The sequence below is a fragment of the Streptomyces sp. SL06 genome, from assembly GCF_058244745.1.
The window spans coordinates 7,151,062-7,170,789 of sequence record NZ_JBSYOT010000002.1 but is presented as its reverse complement, the minus strand read 5'-3'; the positions used below and the strand labels follow the sequence as shown (position 1 = coordinate 7,170,789).

Annotated in this window: 18 protein-coding genes and 1 pseudogene; 7 read left to right on the top strand and 12 right to left on the bottom strand. The window is 71.3% G+C overall.

From position 1 onward, the window contains the following. Positions 1 to 46: 46 nt before the first annotated feature. From AC4IHM_RS32745 to AC4IHM_RS32735, 3 genes are read right to left on the bottom strand one after another with little or no spacing between them, the layout of a single operon-like run. Positions 47 to 775 (bottom strand): cupin domain-containing protein, encoded by a 729-nt coding sequence (locus AC4IHM_RS32745; RefSeq protein WP_490870594.1) that lies wholly within the window; start codon positions 773 to 775, stop codon positions 47 to 49. Beyond that, positions 769 to 1,692 (bottom strand): DUF6807 domain-containing protein, encoded by a 924-nt coding sequence (locus AC4IHM_RS32740; protein ID WP_490870593.1) that lies wholly within the window; start codon positions 1,690 to 1,692, stop codon positions 769 to 771. The genes AC4IHM_RS32745 and AC4IHM_RS32740 overlap by 7 nt, the downstream gene beginning before the upstream one ends. After that, the gene (locus tag AC4IHM_RS32735; RefSeq protein ID WP_490870592.1) at positions 1,689 to 2,837 is read right to left on the bottom strand and encodes a Gfo/Idh/MocA family protein; all 1,149 of its coding nucleotides are present in this window, start codon (positions 2,835 to 2,837) and stop codon (positions 1,689 to 1,691) included. Before AC4IHM_RS32735 ends, AC4IHM_RS32740 begins: the two co-directional genes overlap by 4 nt. A gap of 267 nt (positions 2,838 to 3,104) precedes the next feature. On the opposite strand from AC4IHM_RS32735, the gene AC4IHM_RS32730 reads away from it, so the two are divergent. Next, positions 3,105 to 3,833 carry a LacI family DNA-binding transcriptional regulator gene (locus AC4IHM_RS32730; RefSeq protein WP_490870591.1) on the top strand — a complete coding sequence of 243 codons (729 nt, stop codon included), beginning with the start codon at positions 3,105 to 3,107 and terminating at the stop codon, positions 3,831 to 3,833. After that, a complete protein-coding gene (locus AC4IHM_RS32725) occupies positions 3,830 to 4,672 on the top strand; it encodes a hypothetical protein (protein WP_490870590.1) in 843 nt (280 codons plus the stop codon). The genes AC4IHM_RS32730 and AC4IHM_RS32725 overlap by 4 nt, the downstream gene beginning before the upstream one ends. Here the strand turns inward: AC4IHM_RS32725 and AC4IHM_RS32720 are convergent. From AC4IHM_RS32720 to AC4IHM_RS32710, 3 genes are all read right to left on the bottom strand, one after another. After that, the gene (locus AC4IHM_RS32720) at positions 4,612 to 5,151 is read right to left on the bottom strand and encodes an EF-hand domain-containing protein (protein ID WP_490870589.1); all 540 of its coding nucleotides are present in this window, start codon (positions 5,149 to 5,151) and stop codon (positions 4,612 to 4,614) included. The two genes, AC4IHM_RS32725 and AC4IHM_RS32720, sit on opposite strands and share 61 nt — an antisense overlap. Positions 5,152 to 5,318: 167 nt before the next feature. Beyond that, complete coding sequence (locus AC4IHM_RS32715) at positions 5,319 to 6,770, bottom strand: aromatic amino acid ammonia-lyase (RefSeq protein WP_490870588.1); 1,452 nt, start codon at positions 6,768 to 6,770, stop codon at positions 5,319 to 5,321. Between the two features lie 136 nt (positions 6,771 to 6,906). Further along, a complete protein-coding gene (locus AC4IHM_RS32710; protein ID WP_490870587.1) occupies positions 6,907 to 7,641 on the bottom strand; it encodes an alpha/beta fold hydrolase in 735 nt (244 codons plus the stop codon). Between the two features lie 138 nt (positions 7,642 to 7,779). On the opposite strand from AC4IHM_RS32710, the gene AC4IHM_RS32705 reads away from it, so the two are divergent. Then, positions 7,780 to 8,148, top strand: a complete 369-nt coding sequence (locus AC4IHM_RS32705; RefSeq protein ID WP_490870586.1) for a winged helix-turn-helix transcriptional regulator — start codon at positions 7,780 to 7,782, stop codon at positions 8,146 to 8,148. Here AC4IHM_RS32705 and AC4IHM_RS32700 read toward each other — a convergent pair. After that, positions 8,145 to 10,839: pseudogene (locus tag AC4IHM_RS32700) on the bottom strand (SpoIIE family protein phosphatase). The gene AC4IHM_RS32705 and the pseudogene AC4IHM_RS32700 sit on opposite strands and share 4 nt — an antisense overlap. A gap of 799 nt (positions 10,840 to 11,638) precedes the next feature. On the opposite strand from AC4IHM_RS32700, the gene AC4IHM_RS32695 reads away from it, so the two are divergent. From AC4IHM_RS32695 to AC4IHM_RS32680, 4 genes are all read left to right on the top strand, one after another. After that, entirely contained in the window at positions 11,639 to 12,106 is a 468-nt protein-coding gene (locus AC4IHM_RS32695) for an STAS domain-containing protein (RefSeq protein ID WP_490870585.1), read from the top strand. Beyond that, positions 12,096 to 12,857 (top strand): ANTAR domain-containing protein, encoded by a 762-nt coding sequence (locus AC4IHM_RS32690; RefSeq protein WP_490870584.1) that lies wholly within the window; start codon positions 12,096 to 12,098, stop codon positions 12,855 to 12,857. The genes AC4IHM_RS32695 and AC4IHM_RS32690 overlap by 11 nt, the downstream gene beginning before the upstream one ends. Before the next feature lie 81 nt (positions 12,858 to 12,938). Beyond that, the gene (locus tag AC4IHM_RS32685; protein WP_490870583.1) at positions 12,939 to 13,688 is read left to right on the top strand and encodes an ANTAR domain-containing protein; all 750 of its coding nucleotides are present in this window, start codon (positions 12,939 to 12,941) and stop codon (positions 13,686 to 13,688) included. An 80-nt stretch (positions 13,689 to 13,768) separates the two neighbouring features. Then, the gene (locus AC4IHM_RS32680; protein WP_490870582.1) at positions 13,769 to 14,038 is read left to right on the top strand and encodes a hypothetical protein; all 270 of its coding nucleotides are present in this window, start codon (positions 13,769 to 13,771) and stop codon (positions 14,036 to 14,038) included. Positions 14,039 to 14,061: 23 nt separating this feature from the next. Here the strand turns inward: AC4IHM_RS32680 and AC4IHM_RS32675 are convergent, their stop codons facing one another. From AC4IHM_RS32675 to AC4IHM_RS32655, 5 genes are all read right to left on the bottom strand, one after another. Continuing rightward, positions 14,062 to 15,036 carry a GntR family transcriptional regulator gene (locus tag AC4IHM_RS32675; protein ID WP_490870581.1) on the bottom strand — a complete coding sequence of 325 codons (975 nt, stop codon included), beginning with the start codon at positions 15,034 to 15,036 and terminating at the stop codon, positions 14,062 to 14,064. A 203-nt stretch (positions 15,037 to 15,239) separates the two neighbouring features. Continuing rightward, the gene (locus AC4IHM_RS32670) at positions 15,240 to 16,277 is read right to left on the bottom strand and encodes an ABC transporter substrate-binding protein (protein WP_490870580.1); all 1,038 of its coding nucleotides are present in this window, start codon (positions 16,275 to 16,277) and stop codon (positions 15,240 to 15,242) included. A 54-nt stretch (positions 16,278 to 16,331) separates the two neighbouring features. Next, a complete protein-coding gene (locus AC4IHM_RS32665; protein WP_490870579.1) occupies positions 16,332 to 17,573 on the bottom strand; it encodes a lactonase family protein in 1,242 nt (413 codons plus the stop codon). A gap of 58 nt (positions 17,574 to 17,631) precedes the next feature. Further along, positions 17,632 to 18,498, bottom strand: coding sequence for an ABC transporter permease (locus AC4IHM_RS32660; protein ID WP_490870578.1), 867 nt, complete (start codon positions 18,496 to 18,498; stop codon positions 17,632 to 17,634). A gap of 28 nt (positions 18,499 to 18,526) precedes the next feature. Then, on the bottom strand, positions 18,527 to 19,561 hold the full coding sequence (locus AC4IHM_RS32655) for an ABC transporter substrate-binding protein (RefSeq protein WP_490870577.1): 1,035 nt from the start codon (positions 19,559 to 19,561) through the stop codon (positions 18,527 to 18,529). Between the last annotated feature and the right edge of the window lie 167 nt (positions 19,562 to 19,728).

The window sequence follows — 19,728 nt, the reverse complement described above, 5'->3', positions numbered from 1 at the left end:
GGGGGGAACACGGCGGCGGAGCCGATGGGCCGGCGTGTGCCGGAGGTCAGATGCCCGGGTAGACGGCCAGCCGGCCGCACATTCCGAAGCGCCCGCGTGCCGTGGGCCCGGTGGCGGACACCCGGGCGTCGGTGAGGTGCGCGTCGTTCCCGTTGCGCAGCGCGTCGAGTTGGGCCCGGGTCGCCTGCGCGGCGGCGTGCGCACCGTCGTGCCAGCGCCGCTCCCACTCGTCGAGGCGGGGCCGCACCAGCCCGGCGGCCGACCGGTGGAACGCCGCCAGCGGTTGTGGATCGCCGTTCTCGGTGGCCGCGCGCAGTTCGAGGAAATGCCGGGTCGCCAGGTCGCGGCGGGCACGGGCGGTCTGCACCTGCTCGGCCTCGGGCGCGTCGGCGGGGAGGCGGATCGCGTCGGCGTACGTGGCGGGGTCGGCGAGAAGGTCCTGGGGCAGGGTGAGGACGGCGTCGCCCGCCTCGGGCAGGCCGCTGTTCTGCATCACGACGGTGATCTCCAGGCCGCCGTCGTTGATCAGGCGGTGGATGGTGCCGGGGGTGAACCAGGCGACCGTGCCCGGCTCCAGGGGTGTCTGACGGAAGCCGGAGGTGGTGAGGGTCTGCACCGCGCCGTGGCCCGACGTGACGACGTATCCCTCGGTGCAGGTGAGGTGCAGGTGCGGGGTGCCGCCTCCGGGCAGTCCCTCGACGGTCGGCCAGTCGTAGACGCTCAGGCGGGAGACGCCGACCGCGCCCGGGAAGCCGTCGTAGGCCGCGCTCACCATGTGAGTGACTCCAGGTGCGCGGCGACCCGGGCACGGTCCCACGCGCCGTCGGCGACGACCACGCGGTAGCCGCGGGTGAGGGTGTCGCCGGGCGGCAGGACCAGTTCCTCGTGGAACGCCCAGGACGGCGCGACCGCCGCGAAGGGGTCGCTGCGCACGAACCAGTGCGCCGGATGCGTTCCCTTCTCCCCCAAGTGGTCGTTGGCCGGGGCGTGTTCGAAGACGAGCGTGGCGTGGCCGTCGCGTCCGTCGTGCTCGCCGACGTACGCGAGCCAGGGTGCCTGGCTGCCCATCGGGTCGCCGCCGGCCGACTCGGCGGTGAAGACCCGGCCGTCGCGGAAGGCGCGGGGGCCGCGCCAGAAGAGCCCGGTGTATCCGGCGGCCGGCCGGCCGTGGGTGGTGGGGCTGCCGAACCGCAGTGCCGCAGCACGCCGGTTGGTCACCGCCGATGTCCAGGTGAGCGTCCAGCTCCCGGTCGCCGGGTCGATGTCGCGGACCTCGATGCGGCGTTCCTCCTCGGCCCACAGTTCGCCGTCGTGCGGGTGCCAGGTCAGTCGCTCGGCGATGACGGCACGGTCGCCGCAGGCGCTGACCTCCTCGAAGGCCACGTGGGCCATCGAACCCACCTTCTCCGGCAGCGCGAGGTAACCCTCGCCGTGCACATAGGTGTTGCCGCCCCACAGGTTCTGGCCCGAGAGGTGGGAGGCGGTCAACTGGAGCCCTTTGTGCCAGCGGTGGTCGTTGGGCCGGTAGTCGGTGACGAGTGCGCCGGACAGGGTCCGCACCGGGTGCAGATACGGCTTCGGCGCCTCCCAGTCGGCTTCGGGGCGGTACACGTAGGAGAACAGCCCGGTGCCGGGCGACCCGTGGGCCACGGTGACGCGGTCACCGTGGACGTGGGTCAGCGAGAGCGTCATGCGGGCTCCTCCTCCTTGAGGGCGGCGGCCGGTGCCCAGCCCGGGGCGCCGCCGTGCAGTTCGGTGTAGTACGGGTCGCCGGGGCCGATGTCGCCCGCGCGTACGGCCGTGCCGGTGAACGCGGACTTGTACAGGGCGGTGATGAACTCCAGGGTTCGCCGGCCGCCCGCGCCGCTGCTGGTGTGGCGCCGGCCGTTTCTGATGTCGTCGACCAGGACACGCAGTTGGGCCAGGTGAGAGCTGGGTTCGTCGGCGCCGAAGTCCCGCCAGGCCGCCACGGTCTCCTCGGGGACGCCGGGCGCCGGGGTGATGCGCCAGTCGGCGTTGCGGTGGCCGTACAGGTGGGTCAGCTCGACCGTGGCCAGCTCGCAGTCGACGCGTATCCGGCTCACCTCGTCCGGACTCAGCACGCTGTTGACCACGGTGGCGAGCGCTCCGTCGGCGAAGCGGACCAGCGCCGTGGAAACGTCCTCGGTCTCCACGTCGTGCACCAGCCGGGCCGCCATGCCGCGCACCTCGGTCCACGGGCCCATCAGATCCAGCAACAGGTCCGTCTGGTGGATGCCGTGCCCCATGGCGGGGCCGCCGCCCTCGGTCGCCCAGCGGCCCCGCCAGGGGACCGCGTAGTAGGCCTTGTCCCGGTACCACGTGGTCTGGCAGTGGGCCACCAGCGGCCGGCCCAGCGCACCGCCGCGCAGCAGCGCGCGGACGTGGCGCGCGCCGGACCCGAAGCGGTGCTGGAAGACGATGGAGGCGTACGGCCCGCCGTCGCCGCCCTCTTCGGCCGCCTCGACGGCGTCGAAGTCGGCCAGTGAGGGGCAGGGCGGCTTCTCGCACCATACCCAGGCCCCGGCCCGGAGCGCGGCCACGGACTGCTCGCGGTGCACCGAGGGCGGCGTGCACAGCACCACGAGATCCGGACGCGCTCGGCTCAGCATCGCGTCGAGGTCCGTGGACGCGTACGGGATCCCGAACTCGTCGGCGAACGCCCGCACCGCCGCCTCGTCCACATCGACCGCGGCAACCAGCTCCACCTCGCCGTCGGCGGCCAGTTCCCGCAGGGCGGGAAGGTGGCTGGACCGGGCGATGGACCCCGTGCCGACCACTGCTGCGCGAAGCGGCCCTTCGGTAGCGTGCAATGACATGCGGACCCTCTCGTGAGCCGTACGGGCCGTCTGCCGCGGGGCACTTGGTGGTGCTGCGCGCGGACCGGTCGGAGGATGTCGGCGGCGCCTCGCAGCAACCGCTTGCTATCGTGCTGTTCCAACGTTGTAACCGGCAGGTGTCCGCAGGGTCAACCCTCTGTCCGCAAAAGAGTCCGCGACCGGCACGCGCGTCGGCGGGCGGGAGACGCCAGGGCATGATCTGCGCGAACCCCGGCAGCTTCGGGAGCTTCGGCAAGGGGAGGGTCGGTGGCCGCGGTGACGCTGAAGGACGTGGCGGAGCGCGCGGGGGTGTCGATCAAGACCGTGTCCAACGTGGTACGCGGCGCCCCGCGGGTCTCCGACGCCACCCGGTCGCGGGTGATGCGAGCCGTTGACGAACTCGGCTACCGGCCGAATCCCTCGGCACGCGGGCTCCGCACGGGGCGCAGTGGCCTCATCGCCCTGGTGGTACCCGAGCCGGCCACCCCGTACTTCGCCGAACTCGCCCACCAGGTGCGAAAAGAGGTCACCCCGCTCGGTCTGACCGTCCTGATCGAGGAGTCGCTGGGAGACGCCGCCGAGGAGTTGCGGCTGGCCAACGGGGTCGGCGCCGCGCTGCTCGACGGCGTGATCCTCTCCCCGCTGAGCGTCACGCCGGACGAACTCGTCGGCGTCACCGACGAGTTGCCCCTGGTCCTGCTGGGCGAGCGCACCTACGGCCGGGAACGCGTCGTCGCCGACCACGTGTTGATCGACAATGTCGCCGCGGCGCGCGACATCACCGCCCACCTCATCGGCCTGGGACGCACCCGGATCGCCGCGATCGGGGTGGACCGCCGGGGTTCGGCGACCAGCCGGCAGCGTCTGGTGGGATTCCGGCAGGCCCTGCACGCAGGGCGTGGGGACGCTGATCGCCTCCCGGGCGCCGCAAGGCGTCGGCGGCAGGGCGCTCATGCCGGTCGGCACGATGAGGTGACGCGGGGCCGCCGGACGTGACCGGCCCGGTGCCGGCCTCCGCCGGGATCGTGGGCATCACCTACGGTCTGACGGCGCTCGGCGCCACGGCCGGGCCGGACACGGCTGCCGTCCCCGCGTTGCCGGCCGGACTGGCCGCCCTGGTCGGCTTCGTCGTGCACGCTCTACGGGCGAAGCGGTCACTGCTCGTCCTCAAGCCGTACGGCAGCCGGGCGTTCACGGCCGCGTCGGTCGCCGCCTTCGCACTCGGCGCCGCGCATTACGGCGGGACGATCCTCCTGCCGCCGTACTTCCAGACCGTCCGCGGCGAGGGGCGTGATTGTCACCGGGCTCGGCGCACTGCTCGCGGCGCCGGGATCACCGTCGTCACGGGCGCCGCCGTGCCGGCGCTCTCGACCGTCCCGTTCGTGTTCCTGACGGCCACCACCCCCTACCTGGTGCTGTGCGTCGTCATGGGCGTCAGAGGCGTCGGGTTCGGCCTGTCGATCATCCCGGTGATGACCGCCGCCTGCCGTGCCCTGCCGCCGAAAAGGATCCCGGACGCCGCCCCGCAGCTCAACGTCCTCCAACGCGTCGTCCTCGACGACCGGCTCCGCCACCACCCCACGCCCGGCGGGCAGGCCGGCGGATTCGGGACCACGTTCCGCTGGGTGCTCGCGATCAGGGTCGCCGCGGCTGTCCCCACCGTCCTGCTCGCCCGCACCGAGCGCCGCGCCCGCCGCCGGCCCCGGCCCCGTACGCCTGAGTGCTTCGCGCCCTCAGCCGCTCCCACCGGCACCACGGCGTTCGCCGCCTCCGGTCACCCGGACACGCCCGCGGTCAGACGGTCGCCGGGGATACCGGACTTCTCGGGCCGGTAGTAGTCCCGGATGCCGTCCGCCCAGGTGCTCACCCGGATGCGGTCGCTTCCGTCCGGCCCGAAGGCGTCGAACAGCGCCTCGATGTTGCTCCGTTCGAAGCCGATGGCGATCATCAGCGCCACGAACTCGGGGCGGGCGACCAGGCCGTCGCCTTCCGGATCCCCCATGGCGGCGAGTGCCTCGGCGAACTCGTTCACCGCGGCGTCGAAGCGCTGCGGATTGAGGACGACGGAGGCGAACTCCTCCGGGCTGATCCGCCCGTCGCCGTTGGCGTCCAGCTCGGTCAACAGCGTTTCCCAGTAGCGGCGGAAGGACCCGGCGATCCTCTCCTTCAGGGCGTCACCGGCCGCCGGGACGGCCGCCACGACGCGGCTGCTCATCAGGTCGAAGTCGGCGGGCTCCAGGTAGCCGTTGCCGTCGGCGTCGAAGAGGGAGAAGACCAACTGGACTCGGTCGGTCGCCTCGTTGGTGGGCGTCATGATGCACCTCTGACTTTCCGGGTGGAGTGCTGTCGACGGAGCACACCGGATCCACGCTCCGGCGGCTCGTCCACTGTCGGGCCTTTTCCACGGTTCCGGTGGCGAAGGCGGCTTTGTGTACACGAACGGGCGGAATTCTCCCCGTCCGCGCATGAAGCGCCCTCTCCTCACAGCGTCGAGAGGCCGTCCAGCAGCCGTTCCGCCTGGCGGATCTCCGTGCTGAGGGGGTGGTCCTCGGCGATGTGCGGAAGCCCGGCCGTGACCGTCCGGTGGGCCGTGCGCAAAGGGGTGTCCGGCAGTTCGGTTCCGGACATCCGCAACGCCCGTACCGCGCCGAGCAGTTCGCAGGCCAACACCGTGCGATAGGCGGCGGTCGCGGTGACCGTGCTGCGTACCGCGTGCGTGGAGAAGCTGGCGTGGTCCTCCAGGCCGCGTGAGATCACCGCGGTGCCGAGGGTGACCGGGGCGGCGGCGTGCCGCAGGGTGCCCAGCGCGTCGTGTGCGACGTACTCGAGGATCATGATGCCGGAGCTGCCCGCCGGGCCCTCCGCCAGGAACGGGGCCAGCCCGCTCAGGTCCGGCTCGACCAGGTCGCTCAGCCGTGCGGCGGACAGCTCCGCGGTGTGGTGCAGCGCGGCCCGCAGGTAGTCGAAGGCGAGCGCCACCTGTGCCGTGGAGAACTGGCCGTGGTGGTAGGCCTGGAGGGTCTCCACGTCGATCAGCGGATTCTCGGCGGCGGCGTTCACGTCGACCTCCAGCACCTGCCCCACCCGGGCCGCCGCGTCCAGGGCCGCGCCCTGCACCTGTGGGAAGGCCCGCAGTCCGAACGGGTCCTGCAACCGGCGCCCTTGGGGCAGATCGCCGGCGGCGGTGAGCAGCCGGCGCAGATCCGCGGCGCACTGCACCGAACCGGGGTGGGGGCGGGAGGCGTGGACGCGCTCGTCGTAGGCCTCGGCGGAGCCGCCCAGGGCGCAGAACGTCAGCGCGGTCACGACGTGGCTCGCGGCCAGCAACCGGGTCAGGTCGTGCCAGGCCAGTACGGCTTCCGCGAGGGTCGCGGCGTTGCTGGAGATGAACGCGAGCGCGTCACCCGGGCTGATCGGGACCGGCTCGATGCCGCCCGCGGCCCAGGGCAGTTCTCCCGCGAGCGTCAGCGCGATCTCGGCGAGGGCCGTCAGGTCACCGGTGCCGATGGCGCCCCGGGTGTGCACGAGTGGCAGGGCACCCACCCGCAGGGCCTGTTGCAGGGCCCGCAGCAGCCGGGGGTGTACGCCGCTGCCGGCGGCGGCGAGCTGGTTCAGGCGGATCACCATCACGGCGCGCACCGCGTCGTCCGGCAGCGGGGCGCCGGTGCCTCCGGCGTGGCTGCGCAGCAGGCGCAGTCCGTGCAGGTCGGCGGCGCCCGGGTCGATGACGATGTGTCTGTTGGCGCCCACTCCGGTGGTCCGTCCGTAGACGGCGCCCTTGGCGCCGAGTTCGACGGCCAGCTCGTAGCTGCGCGCCGCCCGGGTCAGGGCGTCGGGGGTCAGTTCCGTCCACGCGCTGCGCCGGGCCACGCGGACCACGTCGGTGCAGCGGAGCCCGGCGCCGCTGATCTCGATGCGACTGGGATCGGTCATCACCCCTCCTCTTGACAAGTCCGTCACCCGGCCCGCACGGTACGTGATCCCTGCGGCGAGGACCCGGAACGGCTCACTCCTACCGGGCCGCGCCGGACCACCGGGTGGTCCTCGACACGGGTGGGAAACCGCCGCGTCAGGCGTTCTCCAGCAGCAGGGCGCTCAGCTCCGCGGGGTTGGTGATCATGGAGTCGTGGCCGGACCTCAGCTCGTGGACGCGAGACGGCTCGCCGTTGGGCTGCGTCGGCGGGACGGGCCGGCGGGTGACGGCGTCGGGCTCGGCGCCGGCGCAGAGGATGTGGGTGCGGGGGATCATGGCCTGTGCGGGGTTGTCCGTCTCGGCCGGCTCCTGGAAGCAGCGGACCGACTCGTCGTTGAGCGTGGTCCTGAGCCAGGCGATGTCGTCGGGGTCGGTGACGCCGAAGAGGCCGCGGGGCGCGGGGAACTCCGGGAGCGGTGGAATGCGCCAGGGCTGGGCGCTGCCGGCGGCACCGTCGATCAGGGCTCGCGTGAGCGGCATGACGTCGATGGCGTTCTCGCCGTGCGTCGGCACCATCGCGTCGACGTACACGAGGCGTGAGACGCGCTCGGGCACCCGGTTCGCCACGCCGGAGACGACCATTCCCGCGTAGCTGTGGCCGACGAGGACGATGCCGTTCAGGTCGTGGTCGAGGACGAGGCCGACGATGTCGTCGACGTGTGTGCCGAGTCCGACCTCGGGGCTCAGCAGGTGCGCCTTGTCGCCGTGGCCTGTGAGGGACGGCGCGAAGACGCGGTGGCCCTCGTCGGTGAGCAGGGGGGTGACGCGGTGCCAGGACTGTCCGTCGTGCCAGGCGCCGTGCACGAGGACGTAGGTGGTGGGACCGGACATGGCTGTCCCCTTCGAGTGGGCGTGGAGGTGCTGTCGCGGACGAGGCGGCCGAGCCGGGGCCGGCTCCGGTGCCGTTCGGTGCGGTGCGTACTTCGACGTTAGGCGGCCGAAAGGTACCTGGAGGTAACCTTCGGCACCATGAGCCTTCGTCCCGGAACCGTCTTCCTCGCCGACTGTCCCGCCCGGCTGGCCATCGAGATCGTCTCCGGCAAGTGGGCGGTGGTCACGCTCTTCGCCCTGAGCGACGGCCCCCTGCGGCACGGCGAGCTGGTCGAGCTGGTCGGAGGCGTCTCGCGCAAGGTACTGACGCAGACCCTGCGCCGCCTCCAGGCCAACGGGCTCGTCGAGCGACGCGTGTACGCCGAGGCGCCGCCACGGGTGGAGTACAGCCTGACCCCGCTCGGGCGCACCCTGGAGGAGCCCGTCAGGAAGCTCACCGAGTGGGCGAGAGCCAACGGCGAGGCGGTCGTCGCCTTCCACGAGGCGGCCGAGGCGAAGGACGCCTAGGGGGTGTCGTCGCTCCACTGGTCCAGCAGGGCGTCTGTGGTGTCCTCGACGGGCTCGGCCGTGCCGCCGGTCAGGGTCTGCTCGGTCCAGATGACCTTTCCGCGGGGCAGGTAGCGGGTCCCCCAGCGCTGGGCGAGGCGGGCGACGAGGTACAGGCCTCGACCGCCCTCGTCGGTGGTGGCCGCCCGGCGCAGATGCGGTGAGGTGCTGCTGGCGTCGGCGACCTCGCAGATGAGGGTCCGGTCGTACAGAAGGCGCACGGTGACCGGCGGGCTCCCGTAGCGGTTGGCGTTGGTGACCAGCTCCGAGACGATCAGCTCGGTGACGTAGCTGATGTCGTCGAGCCCCCAGGCGTGCAGTTGCCGCCCGCACGCGGCACGTACCCGGGGCACGGCCGCGGCGTCGGCGGAAATCTGCCACTGGGCGATCCGGTCCGGGGGAAGCAGCCGGGTACGGGCCACCAGCAGCGCAACGTCGTCCCGGGGCTTGACGGCAAGCGTGGCCTCCAGAACGGTCCGGCAGGTTTCCTCGGGGTCACGGTCCGGGTGGCCGGCCAGCGCGTCGAGCAGCAGACCGAGGCCGTGGTCGAGGTCGTGGCCGGGCTTCTCGATCAACCCGTCGGTGTACAGCACCAGTCGGCTCCCCTCGGCCAACCGCAGCTCGGCGGTCTCGAAGGGCTCGACGCCCCCCAGTCCCAGGGGCGGGGAGACCGGCACGTGGGGAAGGTGCACCGAACCGTCGGGGCGGACCACCACCGGCCCCGGATGCCCCGCCCGTACCATGCCGACGCGGCCGGAGGCCGGATCGTAGATCGCGTACAGGCAGCTCGCTCCACTGACGCTCTGGCCGCTGCCCTCGCCCGCTTCGCTGTCGTCCATGCGGGTGACGAGTTCGTCCAGGTGGGCCATGAGTTCGTCGGGGGCCAGGTCCAGGGCCGACAGATTGTGCACCGCGGTGCGCAGCCGGCCCATGGTGGCCGCCGCGTGCAGACCGTGGCCGACGACGTCACCGACCACCAGGGCCACCCGCGCACCCGGCAGGGGGATGACGTTCGAACCAGTCGCCGCCCACGCCTCCGGACTCGGCGGGCAGATAGCGGTGGGCCACTTCGAGGGAGCTTGAGCCGGGGAGGGAGCCCGGGAGCAGACTGCGTTGCAGGGTCACGGCCATGGCGTGTTCACGGGTGTAACGGCGGGCGTTGTCGATGGCCACCGCGGCCCGGGTGGCCAGTTCCTCGGCGACTTCGAGGTCGTCCTGGACGAAGGGTTCGGGCTTCCGCGCCCGCCAGAACCCCGCCACGCCCAGCAGTACGCCGCGAGCGCGCAACGGGACCGTGACGAGCGAGTGGATGCCGTACTCGACGATGCGCCGCCCGCGGTCGAGGTCCCGGAAGCCGTAGCCGGGCACGTAGCCGGGGACGCGTCCCACCACGGCACGCAGATCGGTGTCGATCAGTCCCCGGCCGGCCATCAGGTCGGCCCTCCCGGACTCCGACGGGATGAACACGACGTCTTCGCCCACGGGAGTGAACGGGGCGTCCTCGCGGACGCCCGCGGTGGCGACGCGGCGAAGAGTCCGTTCCGCGCCGGTCGGTTCGTCACCCCGCAGTACCGGCTCCGCGAGGTCGATGGTCACGTAGTCGGTGAAGTGCGGGACGGCGGCCTCGGCCAGTTCCTCCGCCGTCCGTGTGACGTCCAGGGTGGTGCCGATGCCCGTGCTTCCGCGGTACAGCACGTTCAAGCGCTCTCTCGCCGCCTCCGCCCGGCCGGAGAGCGCGCTCAGCTCCGTGGAGTCCCGCAGGGTCGCGACGCTCCCGGATCCGCCGTCGTCCCCGTCCACGGGCCGTTGGTTCACCGCCAGTACCCTGCCCTCGGCCAGGTGCACCTCGTCGGTGGCCTCCCGCCCGGATTCCAGCAGTTCGGCCATGGGCGGTGCGAGGTCCAGCTCGCCCACACGGTGGCCCTGGGCCTCGGCGGTCAGGTCGAGGAGCCGTCGCGCCTCCTCGTTCACCAGCAGCAGCCGGCGGTCGGCGTCCACGATGGCGATGCCTTCACGGGCGGCGTGCAGGACCGCGTCGTGGTGTCTGTACAGACGGGTGATCTCGGCGGGGCCCAGGCCGTGGGTCTGGCGCAGCAGGCGTCTGCCGACCGTCACCGTCCCGGCCGTGCCCACGATCACGACGGCGGCCGTGACGCCGAGCAGCATCGGCAGGTGCTTCATGGCCTCCGCGCTGATGCTCGTCACCCGGACACCCACGGCGACGCCACCGACCACCGTGCCGTCGGCGTCCTTGATCGGCATGAAGGTACGCATCGAGGTGTGGCTCCCCGTCTCGTTGCGCCCCCTGACGGTGCGGCCGTCCCGCAGTGCCGCGAGTTCCTGGGGGAAGGGGATGCGTTCGCCGATCAGGCCGGGATCGGCCTGCGTATAGCGGATTCCCTCCCTGTCGACGATGACGGCGAAATCGAGCGGGGCGGCCTTGCGGATCTCTTCGGTCCGGGGCTGGAGTTCCGCTGTCGGATCGGGCGACTTCAGGGCCGCGACAATTCCGGGCGCGTGGGCGAAGACCTCCGCGGCGACGAACGACCGGTCGGCCGCGGACCGGGTGGCCTCGCGTTCCACGGTCATCACCATCAGTACGACGGCCACAATTGCGAACAACAGTACGACAACCAACTGGAGCACGAACATCTGCCCGACAACGCTGCGCGTGCTGAGGAGCGACCAGAAGCCGCTCCGCCGCCCGGACTCTTTCCGCTTTCCACGCCGGTTCGCACGCCGGGCTTCGGCCGGGCCTCGCAGCCGACTGAAGAAGTGCACGTCCACCCTTTTCACCCGCGCTCGTGTCGCCATCGACGGGGCTTCGCGTACTGGCTCGCCCACCAGTAAACCGGATGTTCACATTCGTCGCCGTCTCGCGGCTCGGCGGCTTCATCGGCGTATTTCCTCTGCCGCACATTACGGAATTCCCGTGCGCTTCGAGTCGGAGAGGTCCATGGCCACGGCATCGACCGCCACGACGGGGCGACGGCCGTCGTCCCGCTCCACCGGTACGCGGTACGCGCTGCCGCCGACCCGTCCGGGACCGGCCGTCGGACGCCCCAACAGGGCGACCGCGTACGGTGCTTCACCGACGGTCCGGCACGGGGGTTCACCCGGGTGCCGGTCGCGCACGGGAGGGGGGCCGCCGTGCTCGGGCGCCCCAGGATCGGGCGGCTTCCGGCCGTGCGTCGGGCGACGCAAGGACTATGCTGCTGTGGAGAACGTCCCAGACCCCGGCGGCACTCTGTTGCTGAACACGGATGGCTGCGGGAGCGGACCCTTCGTCCGCCACTCGGCGCATCCCTGGAGGGAGCTGGGCGGACCTGCTGTGCAGACTGCCGGGCCGGCCACGTTCCACCTTCCCCGAACGCACATCCTGCCGACAGCGGGCCAAGGACTCCGACGACATCGCGCCCCCCTGCCGGACAGCCTTCCGAACCGAGGCGTCATGCCCCTTCCACAGCTCGCCGTCCACCACCATGACCGAGGGGACCGGACAGTGATCACCCTGGCCGGTGAGATCGATCTCGACTCCGTGCCGTTGGTGCGCGCGGCCCTGGACCAGTGCCTGCGGGACGACCTCCGCAACATCGACGTTGACCTCACCGCCGTCGCCTTCTGCGAATGCAGCGGCCTGAACGCCTTCCTTCGTGCCTCGCAGCAGGCCGCCTCGGCCGGCCGGACCCTGCGGCTGCGGCATCCTCCGGCGATGCTGGCCCGCATACTCGACCTGACCGGTTGCGGTTTCCTCGTCCTCGGCCTCCCGTTCGGCCACCTCCCGCCTTGGTCAGGCGATCTCCCCGCCGTGCCTTCCCCGCCCCCGCCCTACGAGTCGCTTCCGCCCGCGCCTTCCGTCGCCGGCATCCCGGCCCGGCCACGCAGCAGGCCCGGAGACGGTGACCCCGATGGACCCTGACACTCGACCGGCGCGGGTCCGGGCGCTGGTGGCCAGGGAGGCGGCCCGACGCGGCTCCCGGGTCGGTGTGCTGGACGTGTGCACGGCGGCCGTGGCCGCGCTGCCCGTCGGCGGCGCCGGTCTGTCGGCCATGTCCCGGACCGCGACGAGCCACCCGCTGTGCAGCACCGACGAGATCAGCGGGCAGCTGGAAGAACTCCAGCTCACCCTGGGTGAAGGACCGTGCGTGGACGCCTTCGACCGCGGCTCGGCCGTCCTGACGCCCGATCTGCTCACCGCCGGACTGCAGGCTCACTGGGCCGTATTCGCCGACGCGGCCCTGGAAGCCGGCGCCCGCGCGGTCTTCTCACTCCCCCTGCAGATGGGGGCGATCAGTCCGGGGGTTCTGGACCTGTACGCGGGGATTCCGACCGTACTCGACGCTGAAGAACTGGCCGACGCACTGGCGTTCGCCGATCTCGCCACTCTCCTCCTTCTCGACGCGGGAATCGACGAGACCACCGTCCCCGCCGACGGATCGGTACCTGCCCAGCTCCCCGGGGAGCTGGGCGCGTACCGAGCGGAGATCGACCAGGCCACCGGGATGCTCACGGTCCAGCTCGGCGTCGGCATCGAGGAGGCTTTCGTCCGACTCCGCGCCCATGCCTATGCGCAGGGACGCCAACTCGCCGACGTGGCAGCGGATGTGGTGGCCCGTCGGCTTCGTCTCTCGTCCGACGCGGAGGGGGGCCGGACCGAGGAGGAACCCTGACGCAGATGACGCCGGCCCGGAAGCCGGCCGTCCTTCCCGCCCTCCTGGGGCAGGGACCGGTCCCAACCAAGGGTGCCCACGATGGATCAACGAATTCTGGCCAAGACCTTCGTCGAGTTGGCCGACAACCTGGTGGCCGACTTCGACCTCATCGACTTCCTGCGCCTGCTGACCGACCGTTGCGTCGGCATGCTCGACGCCGGCGCCGCCGGTGTGCTGCTCGCCGACCGGGACGGCAAACTCCGCGTCATGGCCGCCTCCGACGAGCAGGTTCGCCTCCTGGAACTCTTCCAGCTCCAAAACGACGAAGGCCCGTGCCTCGAGTGCTTCCACACCGGCGCGCCGGTGATCATCCACGACCTGACCCGGGAGATCGACCGCTGGCCGCGCTTCGTCTCGGTCGCCCACCGCATCGGGTTCGGGGCCGTCCAGGCCCTTCCGATGCGCCTGCGGGACGAGACCGTGGGCGCCCTGAACCTGTTCCGCGCCGCGCCCGGCCCCTTCGATCCGACCGCCACACTCGTCGCCCAGGCGCTGGCCGATGTCGCCACCATCAGCTTGCTGCAACAGCGCACCGCGCACCGCAGCACGCTCCTCAACGAGCAGTTGCAGACGGCGCTGAACAGCCGGGTGCTGATCGAACAGGCCAAGGGGAAGCTCGCCGAACGCCAGGGCATCGACATGGAGCAGGCGTTCAGCGCCCTGCGCGGCTACGCCCGCGCCCACAACCGGCGCCTGGCCGACGTGGCCCGCGCCTTCATCGACGACTCCGAATCCCTCGCCGGTCCGGGGTCCCGGCTCGCGCCTCGGGCGAGGGCGCCGGAGAGTTGAGCCGGGCGCGGGAGTATGCTGTGAAGTCAGCCCCCAGACCCCGGTGCCGACGTTGTGTCCCGTTCCCCGGGGAGGTCCGCGTGCTGTTCGCCCTGCTTCTCGTTCTCGTGCTGGTTCTGTTCGGTCTCGGCTTCCTTCATCCCCTGTGGTGGGTGGCCGCGGCGGTGCTGATCTACGGCATCACCCGCCGTCGCGGCGGCCGGTACCGCGGCGGAGGTCCCGAACCCGGGGACTACCGGGCCTACCAGGAGCGCCGGGACCGCCAGGAGCGCTGGGACCGGCGCTACAGCCGCCGGAACAGGGCGCGTTGGCGCAGCGAGGACCGTCGGGACCATGACCACCACGGGTGACCCGGGTGAGACGTCCCGCCGGATCACCGGCGCGGTCCCCCGGTCGCGGAGTCGCCGTCGGCGGCACCGGATCCGTCGCTGTCGCCGGAGGTCCGCAGCAGCAGGGCTCTGCGTGCGGAGCCGACGTGGTGGCGCATCGCGGCGACGGCGGCCTCGGGGTTGCGCGTGAGGACGGCGAGGAAGACGGCCTGGTGTTCCTCGAGTGAGCCGGACCGCGGATGCGGCGCGGAGAGGTTGCGGTACTGCCGCATCACCAGGGGGTAGAGCAGCGTGTCGTAGGCCCGCGCCAGGGTCCGCTGGTGAGCCGCGAGCTTGATCTGCTGGTGGAAGGCGCGATTGCCCTGGGAGTATCCCGCCTGGTCACCACGCTTGAGGCAGTCCGCCATGGCATCCAGTGTGCGGCGCAGCTCCTCGATCTCCCCTTCGGTCGCGCGCTCGGCGGCCTTGCCCGCCAGGGCGGATTCCAGTGTTTCGCGCGCCTCCAGGATGTCGATCGCCTCCTCGACCGAGAAGTCCCGTGTGCGGACACCCCTGTTGACCTCGCTGGTGACATGTCCCTCCTGGGTCAGCCGGACCAGGACCGCTCTCATGGTGGTCCGCGAGACCTCGAACCGCCGGGTCAGCTCCGCCTCGGTGAGCCTTGTGCCCGGTGGGAAGCTCCCCGACATCAGCAGGGAACGCAGCCCCTCGTAGGCCTGAGCGTGCCGGTTCGAGGCGGCTTTGCCGGTGTCGGCTTCCCTGCCGCCGGAACTGGCGCCCACGTGATCACCTGTGATTCCCTTGCGCGGAGCACTTCCTGGGTGAGGAAGATACGACTGGAAGGTGTCGTCGTACAGCGCCGCCTCTTCCCGGAACCCGTACATGCCGCTGTTGTACAGAATGCGCCCTTCGTGGTTCCGGACGGCGCGGGCGTCATTGGCGCCTTTGTCGGTCAGGCAGCGCACATCGCTGCCGTCCGGCGACCAGTCGGGGAGATTTTCGTCATCTTCGGTGAGCACGCGTAGACGATTTCATTGTCGTCCGCCGAATAGCTCGGGAAACCGGATTTGGACCTGCCGTCCGTGAGCGTCTCCCACTCCGAGCCGTCGCTGCGTACACCCGCGCCGGCCGCCGGGAACGCTCGTCGTTTCATCGTGGGGGACATGGCTTCCACCAGCTCCTCTTGGTCGAGGACACACGGTCGACCGGGACGCGCCCCGTCTCACCGCACGTATTCGTTGGTCCAGTCGTCCGCGGTGATCCTCGCGCCGTCGGGGAGGGCGCCCAGTTCGCCGACGAAGGCGCTGGTCGTCCTCCAGGTCTGCGCGTCCATGTCCACGAACAGCGGCCACTCGACCTCCTCGATGCCGGCCTGCACCGCCGCGTCGGGGACGCCGGGCAGCGCGCGCTTCGCCACCGGGACCACCGACGAATCGTTCATGTGCTCGGCCAGATAGGCCGTCGCCTCGCGCACCGCGCCGACGAACTTCCTTACGGTGTCGGCGTGTTCACCGGCGAAACTCCTGCGGGCCACGACGACCTGACCGTAACCGGCGTAGTCGCTGGACCACTGGGGCACGGTACGGGAGTTGGCCACCACGATCCCCTCGCCGGAGTCCTGGATCTGCAACGGAAGCGGTTCCGAGGTGACGAACCAGTCGATCCGGCCCTCGTTGAGCGCGGTCCTGTCCGCACTCGGGCTGGGCAAGGACACCCACTCGACCTTGTCGGGGTCGACCCGGTTGTCCTTGAGGAACATCTCCGACTCCGCCTTCGTGTTCGCCGAGCTGGAACCGCCGGTCGAACCCGCCAACGCCTCGGCCACGGTGCCCGCCGGAGTCTTGGCGGTCAGTCCTTGCCGCCGGGCGAACTCCTTGCCGACGACGAGACCGAGCGGGTTGCCGAGCCCGTCCACCCCGACCGCGATCACCCCGGTGCCCTTCGCCATGGCGTCGAGGAAACCGGTCGGACTGGAATTGAGGAACTGCAGGGAACCCGACTCCAGGGACGGCATGCCCGTGGCGGCCGTCACCGTCACGAACTTGACCTTCAGTCCCCTCTTGCCGAAGTAGCCCTCGGCGTCCGCCACCCGCAGCGGAACGTCGAAGATGTTGCCCGCGACGCCGACGGTGACCGTACCGGTCCCGCCCGAGCCGGCTGTGGGCGTGTCCCCGCACGCCGCCAGCAGAGCCGAACCGAGCACCACGGTCGTCACCACGGCCGCAGTCGGGCCGGGGGAGCGTCTGCGGTGGAGCCTCATGGCGTTTCTCCTGTCACCGAGTCCTGGAATTCGTACGCCGATCAAGAGGCCGGCTCAGTGCTGTCCTGAGCCCTGCCGGCGGGCTCGGACGCGGAAGGCGACGCAGTCGGGCTGGGGTACGGGTACGGAGCGGCCGGTGTCCGTGAGACGCCCGGACGCCGGGTCGACGCGGAAGAGGTTCACCGTGCCGCTCGCCTCGTTCGCGACGAACAGCCACCTTCCGTCGGGGTGCAGGGAGAAGCTCCAGGGTGTGACGCCCCCGCAGGGGATCCGCTGGACCTCGGTGAGCAGTCCGGTCCTCGGGTGCGCCGAGAAGACGACCAGGGTGTTGTCGCCGCGGTTGGACGTGTAGACATGGCGGCCGTCGCGGCTGATGGCCAGTTCGGCGGCGCTCGTCGCTCCCGTGTGGTCCGGCGCGTTCGTCGACAGGAGCTGGCGGGGCGTCAGCGTGCCGTGTCGCGGGTCCCAGTGCAGCACCTGGATGTCGGCGGTCAGTTCGTTCAGGAGGTAGACCGCCCGTCCGCGGGGGTGGAAGGCCAGCCGCCGGGGGCCGGACCCCGGGGCCGTCGCGTAGGAGCCGGGGCCGCCGTGCGGTCCTGCGGACATCCTCCCTGCCGCCGCGTCGTAGTCGTAGACGAAGACACAGTCGGCGCCGAAGTCAGCGACCAGCGCGTAGGCGCCACCGGGGTCGACGACCACGTGGTGGGGGTGCGGGCCCTGCTGGCGCGGATCGGGTCCGGAGCCGGTGTCCCGCACCCGGGAGGACACGGAGCCGAGGCCGCCGTCCGGGCGCACGGGGACGGTCACCGCGGTGCCGGCCGCGAAGTCCGCGGCCAGCAGGGTTCTCGCGTCCGCGGTCAACCCGAAGTACGACAGTCCGCCGCTGTCGGCCGGTGCGTCCTCGGTGGCGATCTCGCCGATCCGGCGCAGGGCTCCCGACACGTCGTCGATGTGGAAGATCCGGATGTAGCCGCCCTGTTCGTCGCCGGCCACGTAGAGGACCGGGCGGGTGGGGTGTGCCACGACCCAGTTCGAGCTGACCTGGGCCACGGGTCCGAGGGATGTCATGGTCCCTCTCTCGGGGTCGAACCGCACCGCGTGGACCTGGTTCTGTTTCCAGGTGCCGATGTAGAGCAGGTCACCGGTGCGCCCGGGTGCGGCGGCGGCCGGCCCGGCCGAGAGCAACGGCACGGCGGCCGACGCCGCGACGGCCGCCAGCATCGTTCTGCGGGAGGGGCGCCCGGGTGGTTGCCCCTGCCCCGAGGAGCCGGGCGGAGCGGGCGGGAAGTCGTTCATCGCAGAGGTCCCTTCTCTCTGGTGTCTCTCTGGTGTCTCTCTCGTGCCCTGCGCGGGCTCAGCTCTTGGGCTGCGGGCGGCGGCGGGCCGCGAGTCCGAGGCGCTTGAGCGCGTACCCGTCGAGGGCGGTCAGGAAGCCGTTGAGGGTGAGTGTCATGGCGACCAGGACGATCAGGCCGGCGAACTCGCGGGCCGCGTCGAGGTTCTGCGCCGAGGTGAACAGTTCGTGCCCGACCCCCTCGGAGGAGGCGATGAACTCGGCGCCGATGACGCCGAGGATGGCCAGCGGCCCGCCCGTCTTGAGCGCGGCGAAGAACGGGGCGGCGAGCGTCGGGATCGTCACATAGCCGAGGACGTGGTGCTTGCGCCCGCCCATGACCTGGACGACCTCGACGAGTTCGCGCTCCCTCAGCCGCAGGCCCAGATAGATGTTGTAGAAGACGACGAAGGCGACACCGGTCATGGCGATGGTGATCTTCGACCAGGAGCCGATGCCGAAGAACAGCAGGAACAACGGGGCGAGCGCGATCTTCGGAATTCCGTTGATGGCCGCGACGAGCGGTTCGAGCACCCGGCCCATGAGGGGGAACGACCCCAGCACGAGGCCCAGCACCGTTCCGGCGGCGACGCCGAGACCGAAGCCGGCCAGTACTTCGACGGCGGTGACCTTGATGTCGGTCCACCCTGCGGCCGACCCGAGCATGTCGACGAGCGAGTGGTACACCTCGGTCGGCCTGCTGACCGCGTACTCGGGTATGACGGGGCCGCTCATCACCTGCCACAGGACCAGGGTGACCGCGATCACCACAATGCGCAGCACGATGACCGATCCGGTGCTCTGCAGGCGGGCCTTGGCACGCCTGGCGGGCCGGGGTGCGATGTCGCTGTCGGGCTCGGTCACGGCCTTGTCGGTGACGGTTGCCATGGTCTGCTCCCTTCCTTGGTGTCGGCGGTTACGGCAGGTAGGTGTTGGTCCAGTCGTCGGCGGACACGGACGCGTCCGGCACCGCCTTGATGCCGTCCTTCACGAACGCGAGTGTCTTCTTCCATCCCTGTGCGTCCTGCTTGGCCGTGCGGGGCCAGTCCACCTGGGAGACGGAGGCGCTGAGCACGTCGTCGGGCACACTCTGCAACGTGCTGCGCGCCGCGACCAGCACCTTCTCGTCGGTGGCGGGGTGCGTGTCGAGGTAGGCGGTCGCCTGCTGAACGGCGGTGGCGAAGCCCTTCACCAGGGCGGTGTTGCTCTTCGCGTAGCTCTGCTTCACCACGACGACCTGGCCGTAGCCGGCCTGTTCGGAGGCCCACTCGGGAACCTTGGACGAGTCGGCCACCACGACGCCGTCACCCTCGTGCTGCACCTGGAGCGGGATCGGCTGCGAGGTGATGAACCAGTCGACCTCGCCCTTGGTGAGGGCGGCCTTGTCGGCGGCCGGGGTCGGCAGGGAGACCCACTTCAGCTTGTCCGGGTCGACCCCGTGGGCCTTGAGAAAGATGCCCGCCTCGGCCTTGGTGTTGGCGGAGCTGGCGCCGGCCGTCGAGCCGGCCAGGGCCTTGGCCACCTGGTCCGCGGGGGTGTCGGAGGTCAGGCCGTGCTTCTTGGCGAACTCGTCGCTGACGACCACGCCGAGCGGGTTGCCTCCGCCGTTGGTGGCGACCGAGACCTCGGGCAGTCCCTTGGAGAGACCGGCCAGGAAGCTGGTGGGGCTGGAGTTGAGGAACTGCACGGAGCCCGACTGCAGGGCCGAGGTGCCCGTCGCGGCGGTCAGGGTCACGTACTTGACCTTGATGTTCTGCTTGTCGAAGTAGCCGCTCTTGTCCGCCAGTCGGATGGACAGATCGAAGACGTTGCCGCTCACACCCACCGAGACGGTGGTCTTGCCGTCCGAGCCGACCGAGGCCGCCCCGTCGTCGCCGCAGGCGGTGAGCAGCGCGGCGCCGAGTATCGCGGCCGAGGTCAGGGCAAGGGTGGAGGTCGTGTGCTGTCTCATGGGAACTCCCTTGTTCACCAGGCTTGTTGAGTGGAGAAGAACCGGATCCGGGTGCCGGGGCGCGGTGGGTCCAGAAGTAGGTGTGCGGGCTGCCTGCGGCGTGGCGGTTCCAGTCCGCGCCGCGCAGGTGGGTGGGGACGCGTGAGTTGCCGCGTGCCGCCCGGTGC

What these genes read in the sequence shown, in the direction of transcription:
- AC4IHM_RS32695 (WP_490870585.1), top strand. Translation starts at nt 11,639, where the DNA reads ATGCCCCTTCCACAGCTCGCCGTCCACCACCATGACCGAGGGGACCGG.
- AC4IHM_RS32655 (WP_490870577.1), bottom strand. Translation starts at nt 19,561, where the DNA reads ATGAGACAGCACACGACCTCCACCCTTGCCCTGACCTCGGCCGCGATA.
- AC4IHM_RS32715 (WP_490870588.1), bottom strand. Translation starts at nt 6,770, where the DNA reads ATGACCGATCCCAGTCGCATCGAGATCAGCGGCGCCGGGCTCCGCTGC.
- AC4IHM_RS32660 (WP_490870578.1), bottom strand. Translation starts at nt 18,498, where the DNA reads ATGGCAACCGTCACCGACAAGGCCGTGACCGAGCCCGACAGCGACATC.
- AC4IHM_RS32705 (WP_490870586.1), top strand. Translation starts at nt 7,780, where the DNA reads ATGAGCCTTCGTCCCGGAACCGTCTTCCTCGCCGACTGTCCCGCCCGG.
- AC4IHM_RS32685 (WP_490870583.1), top strand. Translation starts at nt 12,939, where the DNA reads ATGGATCAACGAATTCTGGCCAAGACCTTCGTCGAGTTGGCCGACAAC.
- AC4IHM_RS32690 (WP_490870584.1), top strand. Translation starts at nt 12,096, where the DNA reads ATGGACCCTGACACTCGACCGGCGCGGGTCCGGGCGCTGGTGGCCAGG.
- AC4IHM_RS32745 (WP_490870594.1), bottom strand. Translation starts at nt 775, where the DNA reads ATGGTGAGCGCGGCCTACGACGGCTTCCCGGGCGCGGTCGGCGTCTCC.
- AC4IHM_RS32740 (WP_490870593.1), bottom strand. Translation starts at nt 1,692, where the DNA reads ATGACGCTCTCGCTGACCCACGTCCACGGTGACCGCGTCACCGTGGCC.
- AC4IHM_RS32670 (WP_490870580.1), bottom strand. Translation starts at nt 16,277, where the DNA reads ATGAGGCTCCACCGCAGACGCTCCCCCGGCCCGACTGCGGCCGTGGTG.
- AC4IHM_RS32710 (WP_490870587.1), bottom strand. Translation starts at nt 7,641, where the DNA reads ATGTCCGGTCCCACCACCTACGTCCTCGTGCACGGCGCCTGGCACGAC.
- AC4IHM_RS32735 (WP_490870592.1), bottom strand. Translation starts at nt 2,837, where the DNA reads ATGTCATTGCACGCTACCGAAGGGCCGCTTCGCGCAGCAGTGGTCGGC.
- AC4IHM_RS32665 (WP_490870579.1), bottom strand. Translation starts at nt 17,573, where the DNA reads ATGAACGACTTCCCGCCCGCTCCGCCCGGCTCCTCGGGGCAGGGGCAA.
- AC4IHM_RS32720 (WP_490870589.1), bottom strand. Translation starts at nt 5,151, where the DNA reads ATGACGCCCACCAACGAGGCGACCGACCGAGTCCAGTTGGTCTTCTCC.